Here is a 22,554-nt window from a genome sequence, read left to right on the forward strand (position 1 = left end):
CAGCCTAGACCAGGGGTGAACGGGGCGGGTCAGCCGAGCGGCAGGTCCACGCGCAGCCGCCAGATCCCCTCCTCCGGACCGGCGGAGGCCTCTCCGCCGAGCAGGGCGGCCCGCTCGCGGATCCCCCGCACACCGGTCCCCCCGCCGCGCAGCCCGGTCTCCCTCCCCGCCTCGGGGAGCGGGTTGCGCACCTCGATCCGCAGCCGGGCGTCCTCCACGCCGATCCGCACGCCCACCGGCAGCGGACCGGCGTGACGCACCGCGTTGGTGAGCGCCTCCTGGAGCATGCGGTAGCCCTCCCGGGAGATTGGACCCGGCACCTTCTCCAGCGGCCCCGACAGCTCGGCGTCGACCCGGGCGCCGGAGGACCGCGCCGACTCCAGCAGCCGGTCGGCCTCCCTCAGGTCCGGCCGGGCCCCGGCGGGCCGGGCGGGGTCGCGCAGCACCACCAGTACCCTTTCCAGGTCCTCGAGCGCGGCCCGTCCGGTGTCCTCGATGGCTTCGAGCGCCTGCTCGGTGAAGCGCGGGTCGCCCGCCGCCCGCGCCGCGCCCGCCTGCACCACCGCGAGGGTCAGGGCGTGCCCGATGGAGTCGTGCAGCTCCCGGGCCATCCGGTTGCGTTCCAGCAGCCGCTCGGTCCGCTCCTCCAGACGGGCGAGGCGCTCCTTGGCCGACGGCCCCAGCAGCGCCGAGGCGGCCCGCGCCATCAGCACGCCGACGACCGTGACGAAGGCGAGCAGCACCGCCAGGTCCGCCACCGCCAGCAGCCCGTACCACCAGCCGGTGCCGGGCAGCGGGTAGGCGGCGGAGACGCCCGGGTCGCCGAAGGCCGCGCCGATCAGGGCCAGACAGAGACCGGCCATCAGATTGGAGACCGCCGCGACGGCGCAGCCCACCTCCAGCCGCAGCACCAGCCAGACCCCGGTGCGCAGCCGGTCGTTCCACGAGGCGGACGGGGCGGCGGAGACGCCGTGGTCGTCGCCCGGCGCGCCCGCCCCGTCCCTGGCGTGCGCGCCCGGGAAGAGCATCAGCCGGGCCTGCAGCCCCTCGGCCGTGCGCGCGGCCGGGACCAGGACGGCGAGCAGCACCAGCAGCGGCACGGGCTGGACGGCGATCAGCAGCCACTCGGCGGGGGAGGCGTCCGTCAGCCCCGGGAAGACCATGGCCATGACGAGCGGCAGGATCACCGTGACCACCAGGTGCAGCCATCTGGTGTAGGTGACGGCGCGGGTCAGCGGCGTGAGGAGGCGAGGCACCCGGTCATGCTGCCAGAGCCGCCGGGGGCGGCCCTCCCCCGCGCGGGGGAGACGAACCCCTCGGCCAAGGGATGTCCCGGCCGCCCGGCTCCGACAGGCTGTGGACATGACGAAGATCGAGCTCACGGCACTCACCAAGGAGTACGGCGGAACCCGCGCGGTGGACCACCTCACCTGCACCGTCGAGCCCGGCCGGGTCACCGGCTTCCTCGGCCCCAACGGCGCCGGCAAGTCCACCACCATGCGGCTGGTCCTCGGCCTCGACCGGCCCACCTCCGGCACCGCCACCGTCGGCGGCCGGGACTGCACCACCCTGGACACCCCGCTGCGCACCGTCGGCGCCCTGCTGGACGCCCACGCGGCCCATCCCTCCCGCACCGCCCGCGACCACCTGCGCTTCCTGGCGGCGAGCAACAGGATCCCGGCCGCCCGGGTCGACGAGGTGCTGGAGGAGGCGGGGCTCGCCCCGGTGGCCCGGCGCCGGGTGAGGACCTTCTCGCTCGGCATGCGCCAGCGCCTCGGCGTCGCCGCCGCGCTGCTCGGCGACCCGCCGGTGCTGATGCTGGACGAGCCGGCCAACGGACTCGACCCCGAGGGCTTCGTGTGGATGCGGCAGCTGCTGCGCAGGCTCGCCGGGGAAGGGCGCACGGTGCTGATGTCCAGCCACCTGATGAACGAGACCTCCGCGGTCGCCGACCACCTGGTGGTGCTGGGCCGCGGACGGCTGCTCGCCGACGTCGGGACGGCCGAGTTCATCGACGCCAACTCCACCCCGTGCGTCCAGGTCCGCACCAGCGATCCGGTGCGCCTGCGGGCGAGCATGGCCCTCAAGGGCCACCGGATGCGGGAGGGCGAGGGCGGCCGGTGGCTGGTCGACGGCGCCACGGCCGAGGAGGTGGGCGCGGTGAGCGCCCGGGAGGGCATCCCCGTCCTCGAGCTCACCGACCTCCGCGTGTCGCTGGAGGACGCCTACCTCTCGCTCACCGCCGAGGCCGCCGAGTTCACCGCCGCGTCCCCGCGCACCGTCACCACGTCCCAGGAGGTCTGACCATGTCCCCCGCAACTGCCGCGGCCGCCGCGGCCGTAGTACCCGCCGCGCCCTTCGTACCCGTGCTCCGCTCCGAGTGGATCAAGATCCGGTCGGTGCGGGCGAGCTGGGGCTCGCTGCTGGCGATCCTGCTCGTCACCACGGCCCTCACCGTCCTGGCCTACGCCACCATCGGCGAGTCGGAGGCGGCGAACGGGGGGAACCGGGTGAAGGAGGCCTTCTACACGATGAACTTCGCCCAGGTGGCGGCCCTCGCCTACGGGGCCACCGCGGTGTCCTCGGAGTACCGCGAGGGCGCCCTGCGCGTCTCCCTGGCGGCCGTGCCGCGCCGCGGACTGCTCTACTGCTGCAAGACCGCGGTGATCGCGGTCACCGCCCTGCTGGTGTCCGTCCCGACCACCTTCGCGGCCTTCCTGGTCGGCCAGGCCTTCCTCGGCGAGTACGCCATCGGGCTCGGCCACCCGGGAGTGCTGCAGGCCTGCGTCGGCGGAGCGGTCTACCTGGTGCTGATGACGCTGTTCGCCGCCGGCCTCACCTTCCTGCTGCGCAGCGCCGTCGGCGCGCTGAGCGTCCTGGTCCCGTTCGTCCTGGTGGGGTCGTTCGTGCTCGGCGACGGGGCCGGAGGGATCGGCGCCTACCTGCCCGACCGGGCCGGCAGCCACTTCTTCCGGGAGACCTCGCCGGGACCGCTCGGGCCCTGGGAAGGGCTCGCCGTGACCGCCCTGTGGGCGGCCGCCGCGCTGGCCGTCGGCTGGTGGGCGATGCGCCGCCGGGACGCCTGACCGGCCGTCCCGGCGGCGGCCGCCGGACCTCAGTGCAGGAACTTCAGCCCGACCACCCCGCCCACGATCAGGGCCAGGCAGATCAGACGGGCGGCGGTGGCGGGCTCGTGCAGGAAGAGCATCCCGTAGAGAGCCGTGCCGACGGCCCCGATGCCGACCCAGACCGCGTAACCGGTGCCGATCGGGATCGAGCGCATCGCGTAGGCCAGCCCGCCCATGCTGAGCACGAGGGCGGCGGCGAAGAGCAGGGTGGGAACCAGGCGGGTGAAACCCCGCGAGGCGTTCAGGGCGACGGCCCAGACGGTTTCGAGCAGTCCGGACACGATCAGTACGAGCCAGGCCGACATGGCGGCGGAACCCCTTCGGAAGAGACGGCAGTCGGTACGCCGTCTTGTCCTCACCGGGTACGACGCGCTCGTCCGGGGCCGCGCCGGGCGACCACGTCCGAGGCTAACACGCCCGGACCGGCCGGTGCCGGGGCCCGCTTCCGGGGGTGAGGGGCGGCACCCGGCGAGGGCCCGAAGCGCCGGCGGGCCGCTCCCGCACGCCCTCGGGGAACCGGGCCCGACCTGCGCCGCAGCCCGCCGGGCCGGGCGCCCGACGGGCGGGAACGGCCGGGGAACCGGCTCCCGGCGGTGATGCGGGCGTGGTTCCCGAGCGCCCGTGTGACGTGGTACACACGGCTGATCACACTCCTGTCCGCCAGCAGGAAGGTCGCCCATGTCCGCAACACGACGTCAGATGATCGCCCGCTCCGGTGCACTCGGAGCGGGCGTCGTGGTCTCCGGGGCCGTCGCGGAGCTCTTCTCCGTGTCCGCCGCCTCCGCGCTGCCGCTCACCGAGGCGGGATACGGTCCGCTGACGCCCGACCCCCACGGCCTGCTCGACCTGCCGAAAGGTTTCAGCTACCGGGTGCTCTCCCGCGAGGGCGAGGCCCTCCGCTCCGGCGAGGGACAGGTGCCCTCCCACTGCGACGGCATGACCGCGCTGCCCGGCAGGAAGGGCCGCGTCCACCTCGTCCGCAACCACGAGAACCGCACGACCGCCGCGCTCGGCGTCCCCACCGTCGAGGGGCTCACCTATGACCCCGCGGCCAAGGGCGGCTGCACCCTGATCACCCTGGACGGCCCCGACGGCGCGGTCGTCGACGAACGCGTGGCCGTCGCGGGCACCGCGGTCAACTGCAGCGGAGGACCCACCCCTTGGGGCACCTGGCTGACCTGCGAGGAGACCGAGGACAAGGCCGGAGTCGCCGGCTACGCCAAGGACCACGGCTTCATCTTCGAGGTCGACCCCGCCGACCCCCGGCGCAGCGGCGCGGTGCCGCTCACCGCGATGGGCCGGTTCCAGCACGAGGCGGTCGCCGTCGACCCCGTCCACGGCCTCGTCTACGAGACCGAGGACGCCTTCGTCGCCCCCTTCGGCCTGTTCTACCGCTTCCTGCCCGACCGGCCGGAGGGCCGCCTGGGTTCGCTCCGCGCGGGCGGACGGCTCCAGGCGATGCGGGTGCCGGACCTGCCCGACCTGTCCGTCGTCGACGAACCCGGCGCGAGCTTCGGCGGCGTGCGGTGGGTGGACGTTCCCGACCCGCTGGCCGCCCGGACTCCGACCCGTCTCCAGGACTACGGCCCGGGCGGCGTCACCCGGGGGCAGAAACTCGAGGGCTGCTACTGGGGCGGGCGCTCCGTCTACTTCGTCTCCTCCTACGCCCGCACCGGCGAGGGATCCGGTGCCGACCACCACGGCCAGGTCTGGCGCTACGACCCCGGTGCCCGCCGCCTCACCCTGGTGATCGTCTTCGGCCCCGGCTCGGACGTCCAGCTGCCGGGCGAGTCCCCGGACAACATCTGCCTGGCACCCGGGGGCTCGCTGATGGTCTGCGAGGACGGCAGCGGCGCCCAGCACGTCCACGGGGTCACCCGCCGCGGCGAGGTCTACACCCTGGCCCGCAACGCCCAGAACATCGGCACCGAAGAGGCCCCGGAATGGGGCGAGTTCGCCGGCGTCGCCTTCTCGCCCGACGGCGGGACCATGTACGTCAACTGCTACGACCCGGGCACCACCTTCGCCGTCACGGGTCCCTGGCGGAGGTAGCGCGTGGGGGCGGCCCGCCCGCCGCGGGCCGCCCCGTGCGCCGGAGGCCGGGGACGCCGGTCCTCAGAACCGGAAGCCGACGACCCCGAAGCCGGGCCGCGCCGCCGCGCGCCGCATCCACCCGACGCACTGCATGACGGCGTCCGCCACCTCCGGCTCCAGCGGCGGCGCCTCGCCGGAGGCGTCCACCTCACGCCGGGTGGCCTCGAACTGCTCCAGCGCCTCCGCGATCGCCCCGGGCGTCCATTCGCCGTAGTCCGGGGTGTCCGCCCGGGGCAGCGGCGCGGGGAGCCCGCCGAAACCGAACTCCTCGACCGAGACGGCGGTGACGCCCAGGGTCTTCAGCCCGTTGTCGACCACCGTGAGCCAGTCGCCCCGGTGCGGGGTGAAGCAGCCGTTGTCCAGGGGGACCCCCGTGAGTCCGCACAGCCGCTCGTAGGCGTAGCCGTACCGGAACCCGTGGTCCTCGTTCCGGCTGAACGGGCCGCCGTGCACCACCGCGCGCAGCGCCTCGAAGGCCGTGGGCGCGCCCTCCTCGATGGCGTGCGCGAACCACCGGTCGTCGCGGTCGAGGGCGTCCCCGAACCGGTCGCGGACGACTTCCAGCAACTGCTCGTCCTTCGATCCCACCAGCGCGCGGGTGGCGGCCACTTCGAGCAGGTACACGTTCAGGGAGGAACTCATGGCCGAAGGCTACCGAGCCCCACCGACACCGGGACGCGCCGCGGTACCCGCAACCGCGTGGTCCAGACTGGTCCCGTGCGACTGAGTCATGACACGACCGCGGCCACCGGCCGTGAGCAGGGAGGCAGCTGATGACCCGTCCGATCGCCGTAGGAGTGGACGGAACCCCGGAGAGCCTGGCGGCGCTGGAATGGGCGGCCCTCGAGGCCGGCCGGCGCGGGGCCGGGCTGCGGGTGGCCCACGTCTGGGAGCCGCGCCGGGTGAGCGGCGCGGAGGAGCGCAGCGGCACCACACAGGAGCAGGAGCGCTGGGTCCGGCAGGGCGTGGAGGACTCCGTCCGCGGCCTGACCGAGCGCCACCCGGGGCTGGACGTGCGCACCCACATCCTGCGGGGCGAGGCGGCGGAAGGCCTCGCGCAGTGCGCCGACGGCGCCGGCATGCTGGTCCTCGGCTCCCGCGGACGGGGCATCCTGCTCGGCTTCCTGCTCGGCTCCGTCGGCCGGCAGGTGATCGGCGGGGCGAGCCTCCCGGTGGTCCTGGTCCGCGCGGACGTCAAGGACGGGCCCGAGGCGGCCGGTGAGGTCGTCGTCGGACAGCACGGCGAGCCGGAGGACAGCGCCGAGACGCTGCGCTTCGCCTTCGAGACGGCCGCCGCGGCCGGCGCCCCGCTGCGCGCGGTGCGCGCCTGGTCGCTGCCCCCGGTCTTCGCCTACAGCCCCGGCTCGCTCCAGCTGCTGGACGAGGCCGGCGGCCCGGTGCCGTTCGAGCGCAAGGCACTGGCCGCCGCCCTGGCGCCCTGGCGGGAGCGGTTCCCCGGCGTCCGGGTGACGGAGCAGGTGGAGATGGGCAGCGCCGGGGAGGTGCTGCTGTCGCTGTCCGGCGGGGCCCGCCTGATGGTCGTCGGGCGCCGCGCCCACCGCTCCGCGATCGGCAGCCGGCTCGGCTCGGTGGCCGACGCGATGGTCCACCACGCCGCCTGCCCGGTGGCCGTCGTCCCCCCGGCGCCCGCCGCATAGGTTCCCCGCGGCGCAGGTCACGGGTTAGATTGCCGCGCGCCCACCGCACCGCTCGGCGGGCGCGCGGCCGGCCCCGCGGATCTGGCGCGGGGGCCGCAGAACCGAGCAAGAGCTGATCAGAGGGGACACCGTCATGGACGCGGACGTCATCGTCGTCGGAGCCGGCCTGGCGGGCCTGGTCGCCGCCCATGAGATCACCCGCCAGGGGCGGCGGGTCCTGCTGCTGGACCAGGAGAACCCCGCCAACCTCGGCGGCCAGGCGTTCTGGTCCTTCGGCGGTCTCTTCCTGGTCGACTCCCCGGAGCAGCGGCGGCTGCGCGTCAAGGACTCCTTCGAACTGGCGTGGAGCGACTGGCAGGGCAGCGCCGCCTTCGACCGCACCGACGACGAGGACGCCTGGGCCGTCCGCTGGGCCCGCGCCTACGTCGAATGGGCGGCGGGGGAGAAGCGTTCCTGGCTCGACGGCCACGGCATCACCTTCCTGCCGACCGTCGGCTGGGCCGAGCGCGGCGACCTGACGGCGGGCGGCCACGGGAACTCGGTCCCGCGCTTCCACGTCGCCTGGGGCACCGGCACCGGCGTCGTCGCGCCCTTCGTCCGGTACGCCCAGCAGGCCTTCCAGGACGGGCTGCTGTCCTTCCGCCACCGGCACCGGGTCGACGAGCTCGTCGTGGAGCGGGGCGCCGTCCGCGGGGTGCGCGGCACGCTGCTCGCCGACGACGACTCCCCGCGCGGCGTCGCCTCCAACCGCGACGCGGTCGGCGAGTTCGAACTCACCGCCCAGGCCGTGGTGGTGACCAGCGGCGGCATCGGCGCCGACCACGACATCGTCCGCCGGTACTGGCCCGAGCGGCTCGGCACCGCACCGTCGAGCATGGTCACCGGGGTCCCCGCGTACGTGGACGGCAGGATGCTGGGCATCACCGAGAGCGCCGGGGCGCGGCTGGTCAACCGCGACCGCATGTGGCACTACACCGAGGGCGTGCGCAACTGGGACCCGATATGGGCGGGCCACGGCATCCGCATCCTGCCCGGCCCGTCGTCGGTCTGGCTGGACGCGCTCGGCCGCCGCCTGCCCGCGCCCTGCCTCCCCGGCTACGACACCCTGGGCACGCTGCGCCACCTGCGCACCACCGAGGACATCGCCGCGTACGACCACTCGTGGTTCGTCCTCACCCAGAAGATGATCGAGAAGGAGTTCGCGCTCTCCGGCTCCGAGCAGAACCCCGACATCACCGCCAAGGACCGCAAGGCCTTCCTCCGGGAGCGCATCCTCGGCAAGGGCGCCCCCGCGCCGGTCGAGGCGTTCAAGCGGCACGGAGCCGACTTCGTGGTCGCGGACACCGTCGAGGAACTCGTCGGGAAGATGAACGCCCTCACCGACAAGCCGCTGCTCGACGCGGCCGAGGTCCGCCGGCAGATCGAGGAGCGCGACCGCCAGCTGGCCAACCCGTACAGCAAGGACGCCCAGATCCAGGGCATCCACAACGCCCGGCGCTACCTCGGCGACCGGCTCGGCCGGGTGGCCACCCCGCACCGTGTCCTCGACCCCGGGGCCGGACCGCTGATCGGCGTCAAGCTGCACGTCCTCACCCGCAAGACGCTCGGCGGCATCCAGACGGACCTGGACTCGCGCGCCCTCGGCCCGGACGGCACCCCCGTCGAGGGCCTCTACGCGGCCGGCGAGGTAGCCGGCTTCGGCGGAGGCGGCGTCCACGGGTACAACGCCCTGGAGGGGACCTTCCTCGGCGGCTGCCTGTTCTCCGGCCGCGCCGCCGGCCGCGCGGCCGCCCGCGCCGTGGCCTGACCCGCGCCGTGGCCTGACCCGCGGCACGGCCTGGCCCCAGTCACGGCTGCCTGCCCCCGGTACGGCCCGACCAGCCGGAAGGAGGGATTCCACGCGCGGCCGCCGGGTACCCCGGAGTTCGACCGGGAGGTGATCACGCGTGGAATCCGCCGAACGGGACGGCCTGCCCGTCCTGCACACGCTCGACGCGCTCGCGGCACTCCTCGAGCGGCACGACGGGCTCTACCTGCGCTGGTCGAAGGGGCCGGACGTCGATGCGGCGAGGTCGTCCAGCAAGGACGACCTCACAGGCATCCCCATGCCCGGGCTCTCCGCCAACCCGCTGGACGTGGAGAGGTGGTGGGAGGACCGCCCGCTCCTCCTCTGGGCGGCACGGAGGGTCTACGACTACGAGCACCTCCCCCGGGAGAAGGGCCCGCAGGTCCGCCCCTGGGTCCTCAAGGGCACCGAGGCGGGCCGCGGCCCGGACAACGAACCGCTGGTCGTGGACGTCGAACCGCTGTGCTGGGTGGGCGACGAGGTGATCGAGGCGTCCCGCGCCGAGGTGGCCCGCCACCGCGAGGAGTGGGGCCCGCTGAAACGCGGCCGGTGAGTCCACGGCGCCACCCGGACCGGTCCCGAGTGGCGAAAGATCCCGGAACGCGGTGGGATCAAAGGGTCCTTCGGGGGCATCCGGACCGTGTCGTTCCGACGATGCCGTGACGTACGGGCACGGCCGATCAGCCGACCAGGAGCCGCAGAAAGGTGGCCATCGTGACACGACCCAGGATCCTGGTGGTGGGCGCGGGCTTCGCGGGAGTGGAGTGCGTCCGCCGCCTCGAGAGGAAACTCGGGCCCGACGAGGCGGACGTGACCCTGGTGGCGCCCTTCTCCTACCAGCTCTACCTGCCGCTGCTTCCCCAGGTGGCCTCCGGAGTGCTGACCCCCCAGTCGATCGCGGTGTCGCTGCGGCGCAGCAGCCGCTACCGCACCCGCATCATCCCCGGCGGCGCCATCGGAGTCGACAGCAAGGCGAAGGTCTGCGTCATCCGTACGGTCACCGACGAGCTGATCGACGAGCCGTACGACATCCTGGTGCTCACCCCCGGCAGCGTCACCCGCACCTTCGACATCCCCGGGCTGACCGACAACGCCCGGGGCATGAAGACGCTCGCCGAGGCCGCCTACGTCCGCGACCACGTCATCCAGCAGCTCGATCTCGCCGACGCCAGCCAGGACCCGGCGGAGCGGGCCGCCCGGCTCCAGTTCGTCGTCGTGGGCGGCGGATACGCGGGCACCGAGACCGCCGCCTGCCTGCAGCGGCTCACCCACAACGCGGTCAAGCGCTACCCGCGGCTGGACCCCGGCCTGATCAAGTGGCACCTGATCGACATCGCTCCGAGGCTGATGCCCGAGCTGGGCGAGAAGCTCGGCGAGACCGCGCTGGGCATCCTGCGCAGGCGCGGCATCGAGGTCTCCCTCGGCGTATCGGTGGCCAAGGCGGCGCCCACCGAGGTCACGTTCACCGACGGTCGCGTGGTCCCCAGCCACACCCTGATCTGGACCGCCGGCGTGGCCGCCAGCCCGCTGATGGCCACCCTCGGCTGCGAGACCTCCCGGGGACGGATGGTCGTCGACGCGGAGATGAAGGCGCCCGGCTGCCCGGAGGTCTTCGCCCTGGGCGACGCCGCCGCCGTGCCGGACCTCGCCAAGGGCGACGAGGGCGCGGTCTGCCCGCCCACCGCCCAGCACGCCATGCGGCAGGGCAAGGTCGTCGCCGACAACGTCATCGCCAGGATCCGCAACCAGCCGCTGCGGCCCTACGTCCACAAGGACCTCGGCCTGGTCGTCGACCTGGGCGGCCTCGACGCGGTCTCCAAGCCGCTCGGCGTCGAGCTGAAGGGCCTGCCCGCCCTGGCCGTCGCCCGCGGCTACCACTGGATGGCGCTGCGCACCGGCGTCGCCAAGGCCCGGGTGGCGACCAACTGGGCGCTCAACGCGGTGGCCGGCGACGACTTCGTGCGCACCGGCTTCCAGGCGCGCAAGCCCGCCACCCTGAAGGACTTCGAGTACACCGACGCCTACCTGTCGCCGGAGCAGATCCGGGAGCGCGTCGAGCGTCACAAGCTGCGCGAGGCGTGACGGGGGCGGCACGGGCGCGAGCGGGCTGGGCGGCCTTCCGCGACCGGGTCGCCGCGTCCGACCCGGGACTGCTGCGGCTGACGGCGGGGCTGCGCACGGTCAGCTCGCTCGCCCTCACCCTGGGCGTGGTCGGCGTGTTCGGCGCCCAGGTGGAGCAACTGGTCGCCGGCGCGATGGCCGCCATGGTGGCCACCTTCGCGGTCCGCGAGAAGGAGTGGCGGGGGCAGGCCCTGAGCCTGACGGCGGGCCTGCCCGTCGCCTGGCTGGCGCTGACCCTGGGGACCCTGCTCAGCGGGACCTTCGTCGGTGTGGCCGTCTTCGTCGTGCTGATCTTCGGCGCGGTCTACTGCCGCCGCTTCGGCGACCGGGGCTTCGCCCTCGGCATGATCGCCTTCCAGTCGTACTTCCTCTCCCAGTTCCTGGGCGTCGGCACCGACGGCCTGGTCGGCCTGTACTGGCCCGTCGGCGCCGGCTTCGCCTGCAGCGCGCTGATCCGGTTCGGCGTCGTCCAGGCCGGTCCGGAACAGGTCCTCGGACGGCTCCGTGCCGCGTTCCGGGCCCGCTTCGCCCAGCTGGTGAGCGCCCAGATCGACCTGCTGGACGCCGGACCCGACCAGATCGAGAAGGCCCTCGACCACGTCCGCGGCCGCACCGCCCGGCTCCACGAGACGGCCATGATGATCCAGGGCCGGCTCACCGAGGGAACCCCCGACGACCGGGCCGCCTCCCTCGTGCAGCGCCGCATCGCGGACGCCGAGATCGCCGCCGAACGGCTCGGCCTGCTCATCCTCACCGCGCGCAGCGCCGAACGCGCCGACACCCTCACCCTGCACCTGCCGGGCGCCGTCCTGCCGGAGAGCGGCCTGCAGCCCGTCCGCGACCGCGCGGTCGAAGCCCTCCACCGCGACCTGCGGGCCCTGCGCACCCTGGTGCTGCGCTCCACCGGAGAGCACCGGAGCACCGGGCTCAACCAGGTGCGCAACCGCCTCCTCGGCTACCGCGACGACGACAAACTCCCCGCCCAGGCGTCCGCCGCCGTCCGCGACGTCTTCCGGGGCGTCGGCGAGGCGGCCCGCGCCGTGATGGGACTGCGGATCGCGCTGGGCGGGAGTCCCGCCGACGAGACCGACGACAGCCCGGAGACCGCCCGCTCCCGTGAGGAGATCGAGGCTGAGGACGCCGCCATCGCCGGCGCCGAGACCGTGGAGGACGAGCGGGAAGCGGAACGGACCGGCCTCGACCGCCCCACCACCCGGACCGCCGTCCAGGTCACCGTCGGCTCGGTCCTCGCCATCGCCGGCGGCGACCTGCTCTCACAGGAACGCTGGTACTGGGCCGTCCTCGCCTGCTGGATCGTCTTCGTCAACACCAGCTCCACGGGCGAGATCCTGGTCAAGGCGTACCGCCGTCTGCTGGGCACCATGCTCGGCGTCGTGGCCGGCATCGTGCTGGCCGGCCTGGTGGGGCAGCGGGTGGAGCTCGCCTTCGCCCTGGTGCTGGTCCTGGTCTTCCTCACGCACTACCTGGCGCGCCTGTCCTACACGCTGATGTCGTTCTTCGTCACGGCGATGCTCGGGCTGCTGTACACGCTGCTCAACACCTACAGCTTCGACGTGCTGGTGCTGCGCCTGGGGGAGACCGCGCTGGGGGCCGCCTGCGGACTGGCCGCCGCGGTCCTGATCCTGCCGGTGCGCACCGCGCGCCGCACCGACGAACTCCTGGTGACGGTGCTGGAGCGGCTCGCCGACGTGACCCGGTCCGCCGTCCACCAGCTCAGCGGCGGGCCCCCGGCCGACCTGCTGGACCAGGCCCGCGAGCTCGACGAGGCGCTGGGCGACCTGCGCTCGTCGACCCAGCCGCTCACCCACCCGATCACCCCGATGCGGGGCCGGCGGAACACCGCCCGGTACGTGGTGGCCCAGCTGGAGACCTGCGCCTACCATGCGCGGTCGCTGGCGGCGACGGCCGAGCTGCTGCCGAGCCAGACGGCCATCGCGGCGGACCCGAGGCTGGCCGGGGCGGGGGAGCGGATCGTGCGCAACATCGAGACGATCGCCGCGCACGTCGAGGAACGCAAGGACGCGGGCGAGCTGGAGTCCGGCGCCAGCATCGCCTCGCTGCTCGAGCCGGGCTCCTACGCCTCCCCGCGCTACGGCCGCGTCACCGACCGGGTGCTGCGGCACCTCGGGCGGCTGGACGACGCCGTCACCGGCCTCGCGCGCCCGTTGCAGGTCCCCCTGCGGTCCCGGGCGAGGCAGGACCACAAGACGGCGTGAGGCACCGGGACCCGGTCCGCGGGGGCGGCACGCAACGGGGCCCCGGCGGTTGCACGCAACCGGGCCCCGGCGTGCGGCCGGGGCCCGGTGCGGTGGTCACGCCGCTCAGAAGTCGGTGGGCAGGTCGCTCACCTCGGCGATGCCGCGCAGCTCCTCGTCCTCGCGCCGACGGCGCAACAGGGAGTCCGCGATCTCGCGGCGGCGGTCCGGGTCGGCGGCGCTGGCCGCATCGGTGACGACCCGGATGGGACCGGTGTCCTCGTAGTCGAGTTCGATCAGGACGTTGTCGAGACGGCCGGTGACCGCTGCCGCGATCACCAGGGCGGCCTCGTCGCGGATCTCCTGCGGCACCGGGCCCTCGTCGGGGCAGTCGCCGTCCGGGCCGAGATCGGCCAGGTCGACGTCCTCACCGAGCGCCCGCAGCGCGGGCCGGACCAGACGGAGCAGGAGGTCGTATTCCTCGGGACTCAGGCGGAGACGCAGCAGGTCGAGGTAGAGCTCGACCGGTTCGCCGTCCGGCAGATGCGGTTCGCTCATCGGCCCCGGGTTCCCCGAGTGCGACGGCGATCACATCTCGGCGGCGGATTCGCCCGAAGGGGTCAAGGTGGTTTAAGCTTCATACATACGACGCGTACTCGTCGTACCCTGTGCGGCCCCGACCGGTCTCCCCCGTCCGGTCGGGGTCTTTTTCTCTTCCACGCCCCGCGCGGTCCTGCTCCACGACGCCCGCGGCTCGCCCGGCGTCGCCCCTTCCCCGGTTTCCCCGGGCCTTCACCAGCTTTGCCGACCCTTCACCCGTTCGAAGTGCTCTCCTCGGGGGGACCCGCTGACAATGGAGGGGTGGGGGAGGGGTGTCCGTGTCCGCCCGGCCGGCAGGAGCGCCGTGATGACCAAGCCGATCAAGTTGCTGACCGCGCTGACTCCGGAACGCAGGGAACGGCTGATGACCCTGGCGCGCGAGGTCTCGTTCCCCGAGGACGCCCCGATCTTCGAGGAGGGCGGGGTCGCCGACCGCTTCTGGGTGGTGCGTTCCGGGCGTGTCGACCTGTACCAGCAGGTCACGCAGTTGCGCCGGGTGACGGTGGCGAGCCTCGGGGCGGGGGACCTGCTGGGGTGGTCCTGGCTGTTCCCGCCCCACGAGTGGGACTTCGGGGCGGTGGCCTTCAGCCCGGTCCGCGCCTACGAGTTCGAGGCGGCCTCCGTGCTGGAGCTCTCCGAGGAGGACGTGGGCCTCGGTCTCTCCCTGATGCGGATCGTCGCCGAGATCCTCGCCTTCCGTCTCGAATCAACCCGTGGCCAGCTCCTCGAGTCCTTCCAGCACGCCCGCCACTGACCCCGTGACGCCGCCGCCGGAGGCCCGCCCGCGCGGGCGGCGGGTCCCGGCGGGCTCCGGGCCGCCCGGCGGCGTCAGACGCGGTAACGGCGCAGCGCAGGCGTGACCACGGCGAGTCCCAGCGTCAGAAGGACCACGAGCGCCCCGCCCCCCACGACGGCCCACCGGGTCCCGGCCCCGGCCGCCGCCGTGCCGTGCAGGACGTCCGCGAGCCGGGGCCCGCCGGCCACGACCACCGTGAAGACCCCCTGCATCCGCCCGCGCATCTCGTCCGTCGCGGCCGACAGCAGGATCGCCCCCCGGAAGACCATGGACACCATGTCCGCGACCCCGCCCGCCGCGAGGCAGGCGACGGCCACCCAGAGATTGGAGGTGAGCCCGAAACCGATCACGGCGAGGCCCCAGCCCACGACCGAGCCGATCACCATCCACCCGTGCCGCCGCGCGCGTGAGAACGTGCCGGAGAACAGGCCGCCGATCACCGCCCCGACCGGGATCGCGGCGAACAGCAGCCCCAGGGCGTAGTCCGGGCCGTAGGACCCGAAGGTCTCCTGCGCCATCTGCGGGAACAGTGCCCGCGGCATGCCGAAGACCATGGCGATGATGTCGGCGACGAAGGACAGCAGCAGCACCTGCTGCATGCCGATGTACCGGAAACCGTCCACGACCTCCCGCACCCCGGCCCGCCGGGGCGCCCGCCCGTTGGCCGGCGGAGGCAGGGCCGGAAGCCGCCACACCGCCCACACCGTCGCACACAGCGCCAGCGCGTCGATCAGGTACAGCTCGGGCAGGCCGACGACGGGTATCAGCGCCCCCGCCATCAGGGGCCCGGCGATGAGGCCCGTCTGCATCACCGTGGAGCCCAGCGCGTTGGCCGCCGGCAGTTCCGCGGCGGGCACCAGCCGGGCGATGGAGGCGGTCCGCGCCGGCGCGTTCAGCCCGAAGAAGGCCTGCTGGAGGGCGAGCAGCACCATCAGCACGGCGACCGAACCCAGCCCGGCCGCGGCCTGGGCCCAGAACAGCACAGAGGTGACAGCGATGCCGGCGTTGGTGACCAGCAGCAGCTTGCGCCGGTCCACGCTGTCGGCGACCGCGCCGCCCCACAGCGCGAAGACCACCATCGGCACCAGTCCGGCCAGGCTGGCGTACCCGACCCAGGCGGACGAGCCGGTGATGTCGTAGATCTGCTTGGGGACCGCCACGGCGGTGAGCTGACTGCCCACCGAGGTCACGATCGTGGACGACCACAGCCTTCGGTAGGCGGGCCGGCGCAGCGGGCGGGTGTCCATGGCGAACCGGCGCCACCCGCGGTCCGCGGCGGCCGGCGCCGGGTGCTCACCCGGTGGTTCGGCGGCCGCCCGCTTCGTCCCCTCCGCCGGCGGCGCCCCGTCCGCCAGGGTGCTGTCCGCTTCGTCGCGATCCTCGACGCCGCTTCGACTGCTCGTGTCCACGTACTACCGCGCACTCTCTCGATGCTTCGTACAACTATCGGTACGACGCAATCCTGCCTCATCCGCGGACCGCTGCGTACGCCGGTCCGCGGATGAGGCAGGTGAGGGGAGAGCCGTGCGGTGGGGGCTCAGGCCACCGAGGGGTCGAGCAGGCCCTTGCGGAGCTTCTTGATGATCCGGCTCAGCAGCCGGGAGACGTGCATCTGCGAGATGCCCAGCTCCTCGCCGATCTGCGCCTGGGTGCGCTCCTCGACGAAGCGCATGTGGATGATCTGGCGGTCGCGCTCGTCCAGCTCGGCGATGAGCGGGGCGAGCGAGTGGAAGTCCTCCACCAGCTCCAGCGAGGCGTCCTCGGCGCCGATGAAGTCGGCCAGCACCGCCTCGCCGTCGTTGCCGCCGTCGCGGGTGAGCGCGGCGTCCAGGGAGGAGGAGGTGTAGCAGTTGGACGCCTTCTGGGCCTCCACGACCTCGGACTCCGGGAGCGACATCAGCTCCGAGAGCTCCCGGGTGGTCGGGGTGCGGCCCAGCCGGCTGCGCAGTTCCTCGGTCGCCCGGGCCAGCTCCACACGCGCCTCCTGCAGGCGGCGCGGGACATGGACGGCCCAGCTCGTGTCGCGGAAGAAGCGCTTGATCTCCCCCACGATGTAGGGGACCGCGAAGGAGGTGAACTCGACCTCGCGGGTCAGCTCGAACCGGTCGATCGCCTTGATCAGGCCGATGGTGCCGACCTGGACGATGTCCTCCATCGAGTCGTCGCGGCCGCGGAAGCGGGACGCGGCGTACCGGACGAGCGACAGGTTCATCTCGATGAGCGTGTTCCTGGCGTACTGGTACTCCGGCGTGCCCTCCTCCAGCACGGCGAGGCGGTTCAGGAACTCACGCGACAGTTCCCGGGCGTCCCGGGGGGCCACGGCCGACGGGTCCTCGATGTACGGGAGTCCCGCGGTCGTCTCCTCGGTCCGGACCTCCCACTGCGCCGTGGTCGTTGCCTCTCCCGCGGTCACGGCTGCCATGCTGTTCCTCTCTGATCGTCTGCAGTCTTCGAACACGCCGTACAGGTCGTCGTCGAACAGATCCTGGTACACGCCGTATTCGTCCTCGTAGCTGCGTGCCACCCCTGTGCTCGGTGACAACGCTCGCCTGCCCCGAGCTTCGCTTCCTACTCCACCCGAAGGAAAACTTTTCTGTGAAGCGGATCTCATCAAGGGCTGACCAGCGCTTTCGCTCGAAGTGACCGCAAGTCGGCAGGGGGCCGACGCCGCGCGGGAGCCGCCCGCGTGCGCGGTGAGGTGGCGACAGTCACAATATTGGAGATCGAGGCGTTTGCCGTTCGACCCCTGGGGCAGGTGGGGTTTCGTGCTTCGGGCCGGATAAACGCGCCGCGGAACGGCGCCACCGCCCGGCATCCGAAACCTTCCCGGCGACCGTGGGCAGCGTTTCCGCGGCAGTTCCCTGACCCCCCACTGCTCAGGAGCTCAATCGCATGGTCATCGATATGTCGACAAGTCGCTCCGAAACTTCGCACACCACGGCACAGCGGGCCTCAGGCCGAAGGTCGCACGACGACGCGCCGGACACCGCGGCCGCCTTCGCCCGGCTCGCCGGACTCGGGGACGGGCCGGAGCGGGACGCCGTGCGGGAGGAGCTGACCGAGGCGTGGCTGCCGATGGCCCACCGCATCGCCAGCCGGTTCCGCGACCGCGGTGAATCCGTCGAGGACCTCAGGCAGGTCGCGGCGCTCGGACTCGTCAAGGCCATCGACCGGTTCGACCCCTCCCGCGGCGCGTTCGAGAGCTACGCCGTCCCCACCATCACGGGCGAGATCAAGCGCCACTTCCGCGACCGGATGTGGGCCCTGCGGGTCCCGCGGCGGGTGCAGGAACTGCGCAACAAGGTGCGGGTGGCGCGGCGCGAACTCACCCAGAGCCCCGGCAGCCCGGAACCGAGCACCGCGCGGATCGCCGAGTACGCCGGGCTCACCGAGGACGAGGTCGCGACCGGCATGGAGGCGCTGGAGAGCTTCAGCACCCTCTCCCTGGACGCCGAACTCTCCTCCGACGACGACGGCTACAGCCTCGCCGACACCCTCGGCTCCTCCGACTCCGCGTACGACGTGGTGGTCGACCGGGAGGCGGCGAAGGAAGGGCTGCGCCGGCTGCCGGAACGGGAGCGGGCCATCCTCTACATGCGGTTCTTCGAGGACATGACACAGAACCGGATCGCCGACCGGCTGGGCATCTCCCAGATGCACGTCTCGCGGCTGATCAGCCGCAGCTGTGCGCGGGTACGGGAGGAAGCCCTCGGCCAGGGCCTGCGAACCGCCTTCGCGAAGGAGTAGGCCGATGCTGACGCCCCACCCCGCGACCCTGCGCAAGCTCGTCGACGAGTATCACGCGCTGCTCGCCGAGGAGGCCGAGCGGGGCGGTCCGCGCACCGGCAGGCGGTCCGAGGACCTGGCCTACACCCTGTGTGTCTCCACCGGTACCCGTGACGTCCGCGCGGCGCTGGCCGCCGCGCGGCGCATGCTCGCCGGCCCGGGCCCCGGCCCGGCGGCCGGCGGGCTGCCCGCCGGCGCGGTGCCCAAGGCGGGACTGCCTGCCTCGGCACAACTGCCCGCCTCGGCACTGCCCGCCTCGGGACTGCCGTCGTCGGGGCTGCCGGCCTCAGGGATGCCCCAGAGCGGCGCCGGGCGGGTGGCCGCGGGCCGGATCCGGGGCGGAGGCCGCCGTCTCGTCGCCGAGGGCGGCGAGCCCGTGGCGTCATGAGCGGCGTGGTGAGGGCGCGGTGAACGGCCGCCGGAACGGCGCCCACCCCGTCCGCGAGCGGCCGCGGGCCGCCGTGGCCAGTGCCTCGGCGGCCCGCGCCTACGCCGTCGCGGTGGTCCGGGAGGAGTGGGAGACACCGTTCCGCAGGGCACCCGAGGGAGCCCTGGTCGATCTGCGCCTGGTCGTCTCCGAGCTGGTGTCCAACGCGGTCCGGCACGGCGGCGGCCTGACCGGTTTCGAGGCGCGGCCCGAGGCCGTGGGCGTGCGGGTGGTGGTCCGGGACGCCAGTGACCGGGTACCGGACGCCGTGACCTCCCCCGGACCCTTCCCCGAGGGGGAGGCGCATCTGGAGCGGGCCGCTCCGGGTGGCTACGGGTGGCCGCTGATCCACCGGCTGGCACGCGACATCCATGTCGAGCGGCTGCCGGAGGGCGGCAAGGCCGTCAGCGCGCTGATCCCGCTGACCTCGGCGCGCGAGGACTGACGCGACGCTTCCCACGGTCCTGCGGGACCGGCCCCGCCAGGTGCCTCCGGGTGCCTCGGGGTGAGGGTGCCTCGGGGTGTGTGGCTCCGGGGGTGTCGGGTGTCTCACCAGGGCAGGAACACGTGGATGTCCTTGCCGTCCTCCCGCCGCACCACGCTGACCTGGTCGGACAGCGTGTGCACCAGGTGCCAGCCGATCCCGCCTCCGCCCCGGCTGGGCTGGAAGGGCCGGGGGGCCGGCGGTTCCGGGTTGGTGTCGCTCAGGATGGCGTGGACACCGTCGAAGGTGCGGCGCATCCGCAGCTCGAACCGGCCGGGCGCGTACTGGATCGCGTTGGCGGCCAGCTCGGTCACCACCAGCAGGATGTCGTCCCAGTGCTCGGGCGCCGACGGAGGGGAGGACCGGGTCAGCACCCGGAGGAACTCCTCGGCGGCGAGCCTGGCGTCCGTCACGTCCGGCAGTTCGCCGGGGAAGGCGGCCGTCAGGCGGTGTACCTCTTCGTCGTGGTGGGCAAGCGCGTCGTCCCCGCGCGGCTCGGATGCCATGTCGCCTTCCCCAGCCCGTCGGGCGCGGTGCTGTCGCGCAGTCTTCCTCTTCCTTCGTTGCTTGTTCCCGGAGGGGAGGAGGCTACGCGCACCGGTGAGGTGTGGGATGCGTCCCGCGACGGGTGCGCGGGGGATGAACGCCGGACGGCGCGGGAGGCGGCGTGCGAGTGAAGCGGAGGGGACGGTTCCGGTACGATGGGCCGGGGAACCCGGCGCCCATGAGTTACTCGAATCCCGATCCGGACCCGTCCCGTACCACCGGCCTGGAGCCCGGCGGGGGAGTCCCGCCGGGCGAGACGCCGCCCGCGGAGAGCAGCATGCCCGAGGCCGGACCGCAGGAGACCACCCACAACCCGCCCAAGGGGTGGGCCAAGGGGCCCCTCGCGCTGATCCTGTTCGTCGTCCTGCTGGTGGCGGTCGGCCTGATCGGCTACGCCGTGGGCGTGTGGAACTGAGCGGCGAACCCGTCTCCCGAAGCGGGGCCGGGCGGCGGAGGGGCCGGGCGGCGTCCGACCGCCCGGCCCTTCCGGGCGAGGGTCAGACCGGCCGCAGCCAGACGGTGGCCAGCGGCGGCACCGTCATGCGCAGGAAGCCGTCCTGCTGCCGCTCCACCGTCCCCTCGTTGCGGACGTCACTGCCGCCGAAGCGCAGGTCGTCGGTATTGAGCGTCTCCCGCCAGGAGCCGCCGGCCTCCTCGGGCACCCACAGCGCGTAGTCGTGACGGACCACCGGGGAGAAGTTGCTGACCGACAGCAACGGCGCGCCGTCGTGGCCGTACCGGACGAAGGCCAGCAGGTTGTCGTCGGCGCTGTCGCAGGCCACCCACCGGAATCCGGCCGGGTCGGTGTCCCGCTGCCACAGCGCGGGCGTGCCCAGGTACCGGGCGTTGAGTTCGCGCACCAGGTCCCGTACGCCCTCGTGGTCGGCCCGGGCCCCGTACGCCGCGTCGAGCAGCCACCACTCGGGACCGTTCTCCAGCTTCCACTCGTCGCCCTGCGCGAACTCCTGCCCCATGAACAGCAGCTGCTTGCCCGGATGGGCCCACATGAATCCCAGGTAGGCGCGGTGGTTGGCGCGCCGCTGCCACCAGTCGCCCGGCATCTTGGAGACCAGCGAGCGCTTGCCGTGCACCACCTCGTCGTGGGAGATGGGGAGCACGTAGTTCTCGCTGTAGGCGTAGATCATCGAGAAGGTCATCTCATGGTGGTGGTACTTGCGGTGCACGGGCTCGTGGCCGATGTACTCCAGCGAATCGTGCATCCAGCCCATGTTCCATTTGAGGCCGAAGCCGAGGCCGCCGCTCTCGGTGGGCCGGGTGACGCCCTCCCACGCGGTGGACTCCTCGGCGATCGTCACCACGCCCGGGTTGCGGCGGTACACGGTGGCGTTCATCTCCTGCAGGAAGCGGACCGCCGCCCAGTCCTCCCGCCCGCCGTGCTCGTTGGCCTGCCACTGCCCGTCCTCGCGGGAGTAGTCCAGGTAGAGCATGGAGGCGACGGCGTCGACCCGCAGGCCGTCGATGTGGAACTCCTCGCACCAGTAGACCGCGTTGGCCACCAGGAAGTTGCGCACCTCGGTACGGCCGAAGTCGAACTCGAAGGTGCCCCAGTCCGGGTGCTCGGCCCGCATCTCGTTGCCGGGCTCGTACAGGGGGAAGCCGTCGAACCGGGCCAGCGCCCAGTCGTCCTTCGGGAAGTGCGCGGGCACCCAGTCCATGATCACGCCGATGCCGGCCCGGTGCAGGCTGTCGACCAGGTACTTGAAGTCGTCCGGCGTGCCCAGGCGGGCGGTCGGGGCGTAGAAGCCGGTGACCTGGTAGCCCCAGGACGGGGCGAACGGGTGCTCGGCGACCGGCATCAGCTCGACATGGGTGAATCCGAGTTCCTTGACATAGGCGGGCAGCTGCTCGGCGAGCTGCCGGTAGGTGAGCCCAGGCCGCCAGGAGGCCAGGTGCACCTCGTACACCGAGAACGGCGCCTCGTGCACCGGGACGTCGCCGCGGTGCGCCATCCACTCCCGGTCGCCCCACTCGTAGTGCGAGGCGGTCACCACCGAGGCGGTGGCGGGCGGGCACTCGGTGCGACGGGCCATCGGGTCGGCCTTCAGCAGCCGGGTGCCGTAGCTGGTGGCGATCTCGAACTTGTAGAGGGCGCCCTCGCCGACGCCGGGCAGGAACAGCTCCCACACACCGGACGCGCCCAGCGAACGCATCGGGAAGGCCGAGCCGTCCCAGAAGGTGGAGTCCATCGCGACCCGGACCCCGGAGGCGTTCGGCGCCCAGACCGAGAACCGGGTGCCGGTCACCCCCTGGTGGACCATGGGCTCCGCGCCCAGGGCCTTCCACAGCTGCTCGTGCCGGCCCTCGCGGATCAGGTGGAGGTCGAACTCGCCCAGCGCCGGCAGGAACCGGTACGGGTCCTCGGTCTCGACCTCGGTCTCCGGGTACACCAGGTGCAGCCGGTACCCGGGAATCGCCTCCAGCGCGAGCAGGCCGCCGAAGAGGCCGTCGCCCTCGTCGTTCAGCGGCACGTGCCGTCCGCCGTCGAGGACCAGACTGACCCCCCGCGCCCCGGGCCGCAGGGCACGGAAGCGCACGCCCTCCGCCACCGGATGGGCGCCGAGCAGGGCGTGCGGGTCGTGGTGGCAGCCGGAGAGCAGCCGGTGGCGGTCGCCCGGGTCCATCGGCGGCGCGGGCGGCGCCCCCGGGACGACGGGCCTGCGCACCACCGGGGCCGAGGCCCGTCGCCGCTTGGTCCGGGCGGCGGGGGCCCGGCCGGCGCCGGCCGGGCCCCCGCCACCGCCTGCCTCGGCGGGGGCGGCGGCCGCGGCGGTGGCGCCGGGCCGGGGGGCGGACGGCTCGGGGGGAGCGGTCTCACGCAGTGCCATGGTCGG

General features: G+C 73.5%; 21 protein-coding genes and 1 riboswitch. Of the genes, 13 read left to right on the top strand and 8 right to left on the bottom strand.

Features of this window, described 5'->3' with window-relative positions; genetic code table 11:
- Window positions 1-29 precede the first annotated feature (29 nt).
- The gene (locus GBN72_RS23765) at window positions 30-1,256 is read right to left on the bottom strand and encodes a sensor histidine kinase (protein WP_151773928.1); all 1,227 of its coding nucleotides are present in this window, start codon (window positions 1,254-1,256) and stop codon (window positions 30-32) included.
- Between the two features lie 106 nt (window positions 1,257-1,362).
- Here GBN72_RS23765 and GBN72_RS23770 point away from each other — a divergent pair, with 106 nt between their 5' ends.
- Together GBN72_RS23770 and GBN72_RS23775 are read left to right on the top strand one after the other, a co-directional pair.
- Window positions 1,363-2,304 carry an ATP-binding cassette domain-containing protein gene (locus tag GBN72_RS23770; protein WP_151773929.1) on the top strand — a complete coding sequence of 314 codons (942 nt, stop codon included), beginning with the start codon at window positions 1,363-1,365 and terminating at the stop codon, window positions 2,302-2,304.
- A 2-nt stretch (window positions 2,305-2,306) separates the two neighbouring features.
- Window positions 2,307-3,086 (top strand): ABC transporter permease, encoded by a 780-nt coding sequence (locus tag GBN72_RS23775; RefSeq protein ID WP_151773930.1) that lies wholly within the window; start codon window positions 2,307-2,309, stop codon window positions 3,084-3,086.
- 29 nt (window positions 3,087-3,115) lie between these two features.
- Here the strand turns inward: GBN72_RS23775 and GBN72_RS23780 are convergent, their stop codons facing one another.
- A complete protein-coding gene (locus tag GBN72_RS23780) occupies window positions 3,116-3,433 on the bottom strand; it encodes a DMT family transporter (protein ID WP_151773931.1) in 318 nt (105 codons plus the stop codon).
- A 33-nt stretch (window positions 3,434-3,466) separates the two neighbouring features.
- Window positions 3,467-3,530, bottom strand: a riboswitch (guanidine-III (ykkC-III) riboswitch).
- A gap of 276 nt (window positions 3,531-3,806) precedes the next feature.
- Between GBN72_RS23780 and GBN72_RS23785 the strand changes: the two genes are divergently transcribed.
- Window positions 3,807-5,180 carry an alkaline phosphatase PhoX gene (locus GBN72_RS23785; RefSeq protein ID WP_151773932.1) on the top strand — a complete coding sequence of 458 codons (1,374 nt, stop codon included), beginning with the start codon at window positions 3,807-3,809 and terminating at the stop codon, window positions 5,178-5,180.
- 63 nt (window positions 5,181-5,243) lie between these two features.
- Here GBN72_RS23785 and GBN72_RS23790 read toward each other — a convergent pair whose 3' ends face one another.
- Window positions 5,244-5,864, bottom strand: a complete 621-nt coding sequence (locus GBN72_RS23790) for a DUF7691 family protein (protein ID WP_151773933.1) — start codon at window positions 5,862-5,864, stop codon at window positions 5,244-5,246.
- Between the two features lie 131 nt (window positions 5,865-5,995).
- Between GBN72_RS23790 and GBN72_RS23795 the strand changes: the two genes are divergently transcribed.
- From GBN72_RS23795 to GBN72_RS23815, 5 genes are all read left to right on the top strand, one after another.
- Window positions 5,996-6,880, top strand: a complete 885-nt coding sequence (locus GBN72_RS23795; RefSeq protein ID WP_151773934.1) for a universal stress protein — start codon at window positions 5,996-5,998, stop codon at window positions 6,878-6,880.
- A gap of 133 nt (window positions 6,881-7,013) precedes the next feature.
- Window positions 7,014-8,687, top strand: a complete 1,674-nt coding sequence (locus tag GBN72_RS23800) for an FAD-binding dehydrogenase (protein ID WP_151773935.1) — start codon at window positions 7,014-7,016, stop codon at window positions 8,685-8,687.
- A 139-nt stretch (window positions 8,688-8,826) separates the two neighbouring features.
- Window positions 8,827-9,279, top strand: coding sequence for a DUF6098 family protein (locus GBN72_RS23805; RefSeq protein WP_151773936.1), 453 nt, complete (start codon window positions 8,827-8,829; stop codon window positions 9,277-9,279).
- A gap of 152 nt (window positions 9,280-9,431) precedes the next feature.
- Complete coding sequence (locus tag GBN72_RS23810; protein WP_151773937.1) at window positions 9,432-10,808, top strand: NAD(P)/FAD-dependent oxidoreductase; 1,377 nt, start codon at window positions 9,432-9,434, stop codon at window positions 10,806-10,808.
- On the top strand, window positions 10,805-13,084 hold the full coding sequence (locus GBN72_RS23815; RefSeq protein WP_151773938.1) for an FUSC family protein: 2,280 nt from the start codon (window positions 10,805-10,807) through the stop codon (window positions 13,082-13,084). The genes GBN72_RS23810 and GBN72_RS23815 overlap by 4 nt, the downstream gene beginning before the upstream one ends.
- 105 nt (window positions 13,085-13,189) lie before the next feature.
- Here GBN72_RS23815 and GBN72_RS23820 read toward each other — a convergent pair whose 3' ends face one another.
- Window positions 13,190-13,621, bottom strand: a complete 432-nt coding sequence (locus GBN72_RS23820) for a hypothetical protein (protein WP_151773939.1) — start codon at window positions 13,619-13,621, stop codon at window positions 13,190-13,192.
- A 349-nt stretch (window positions 13,622-13,970) separates the two neighbouring features.
- On the opposite strand from GBN72_RS23820, the gene GBN72_RS23825 reads away from it, so the two are divergent.
- Window positions 13,971-14,417: a cyclic nucleotide-binding domain-containing protein gene (locus GBN72_RS23825; RefSeq protein ID WP_151773940.1), complete on the top strand. Its 447-nt coding sequence runs from the start codon at window positions 13,971-13,973 to the stop codon at window positions 14,415-14,417.
- A gap of 74 nt (window positions 14,418-14,491) precedes the next feature.
- Here the strand turns inward: GBN72_RS23825 and GBN72_RS23830 are convergent, their stop codons facing one another.
- Complete coding sequence (locus GBN72_RS23830; RefSeq protein WP_439959808.1) at window positions 14,492-15,814, bottom strand: MFS transporter; 1,323 nt, start codon at window positions 15,812-15,814, stop codon at window positions 14,492-14,494.
- Window positions 15,815-15,996: 182 nt separating this feature from the next.
- Window positions 15,997-16,881: an RNA polymerase sigma factor SigF gene (locus tag GBN72_RS23835; RefSeq protein WP_151774188.1), complete on the bottom strand. Its 885-nt coding sequence runs from the start codon at window positions 16,879-16,881 to the stop codon at window positions 15,997-15,999.
- A 470-nt stretch (window positions 16,882-17,351) separates the two neighbouring features.
- On the opposite strand from GBN72_RS23835, the gene GBN72_RS23840 reads away from it, so the two are divergent.
- The 3 genes from GBN72_RS23840 to GBN72_RS23850 are packed head-to-tail and all read left to right on the top strand — an operon-like array spanning window position 17,352 to window position 19,117.
- Window positions 17,352-18,206 carry a SigB/SigF/SigG family RNA polymerase sigma factor gene (locus GBN72_RS23840; protein ID WP_151773941.1) on the top strand — a complete coding sequence of 285 codons (855 nt, stop codon included), beginning with the start codon at window positions 17,352-17,354 and terminating at the stop codon, window positions 18,204-18,206.
- Between the two features lie 4 nt (window positions 18,207-18,210).
- Window positions 18,211-18,633 (top strand): DUF5133 domain-containing protein, encoded by a 423-nt coding sequence (locus GBN72_RS36080; protein WP_151773942.1) that lies wholly within the window; start codon window positions 18,211-18,213, stop codon window positions 18,631-18,633.
- A gap of 19 nt (window positions 18,634-18,652) precedes the next feature.
- Window positions 18,653-19,117, top strand: coding sequence for an ATP-binding protein (locus tag GBN72_RS23850; protein ID WP_151773943.1), 465 nt, complete (start codon window positions 18,653-18,655; stop codon window positions 19,115-19,117).
- Window positions 19,118-19,221: 104 nt separating this feature from the next.
- Here GBN72_RS23850 and GBN72_RS23855 read toward each other — a convergent pair whose 3' ends face one another.
- Window positions 19,222-19,662: an ATP-binding protein gene (locus tag GBN72_RS23855; protein WP_151773944.1), complete on the bottom strand. Its 441-nt coding sequence runs from the start codon at window positions 19,660-19,662 to the stop codon at window positions 19,222-19,224.
- Between the two features lie 218 nt (window positions 19,663-19,880).
- On the opposite strand from GBN72_RS23855, the gene GBN72_RS23860 reads away from it, so the two are divergent.
- Window positions 19,881-20,117: a DUF6480 family protein gene (locus tag GBN72_RS23860; RefSeq protein WP_151773945.1), complete on the top strand. Its 237-nt coding sequence runs from the start codon at window positions 19,881-19,883 to the stop codon at window positions 20,115-20,117.
- A gap of 82 nt (window positions 20,118-20,199) precedes the next feature.
- On the opposite strand, the gene glgB is transcribed toward GBN72_RS23860, so the two are convergent.
- On the bottom strand, window positions 20,200-22,548 hold the full coding sequence (gene glgB, locus GBN72_RS23865) for a 1,4-alpha-glucan branching enzyme (protein ID WP_151773946.1): 2,349 nt from the start codon (window positions 22,546-22,548) through the stop codon (window positions 20,200-20,202).
- Window positions 22,549-22,554: the final 6 nt, after the last annotated feature.

The sequence above is a fragment of the Streptomyces abyssomicinicus genome (assembly GCF_008974245.1).
Classification (GTDB): domain Bacteria; phylum Actinomycetota; class Actinomycetes; order Streptomycetales; family Streptomycetaceae; genus Streptomyces; species Streptomyces abyssomicinicus.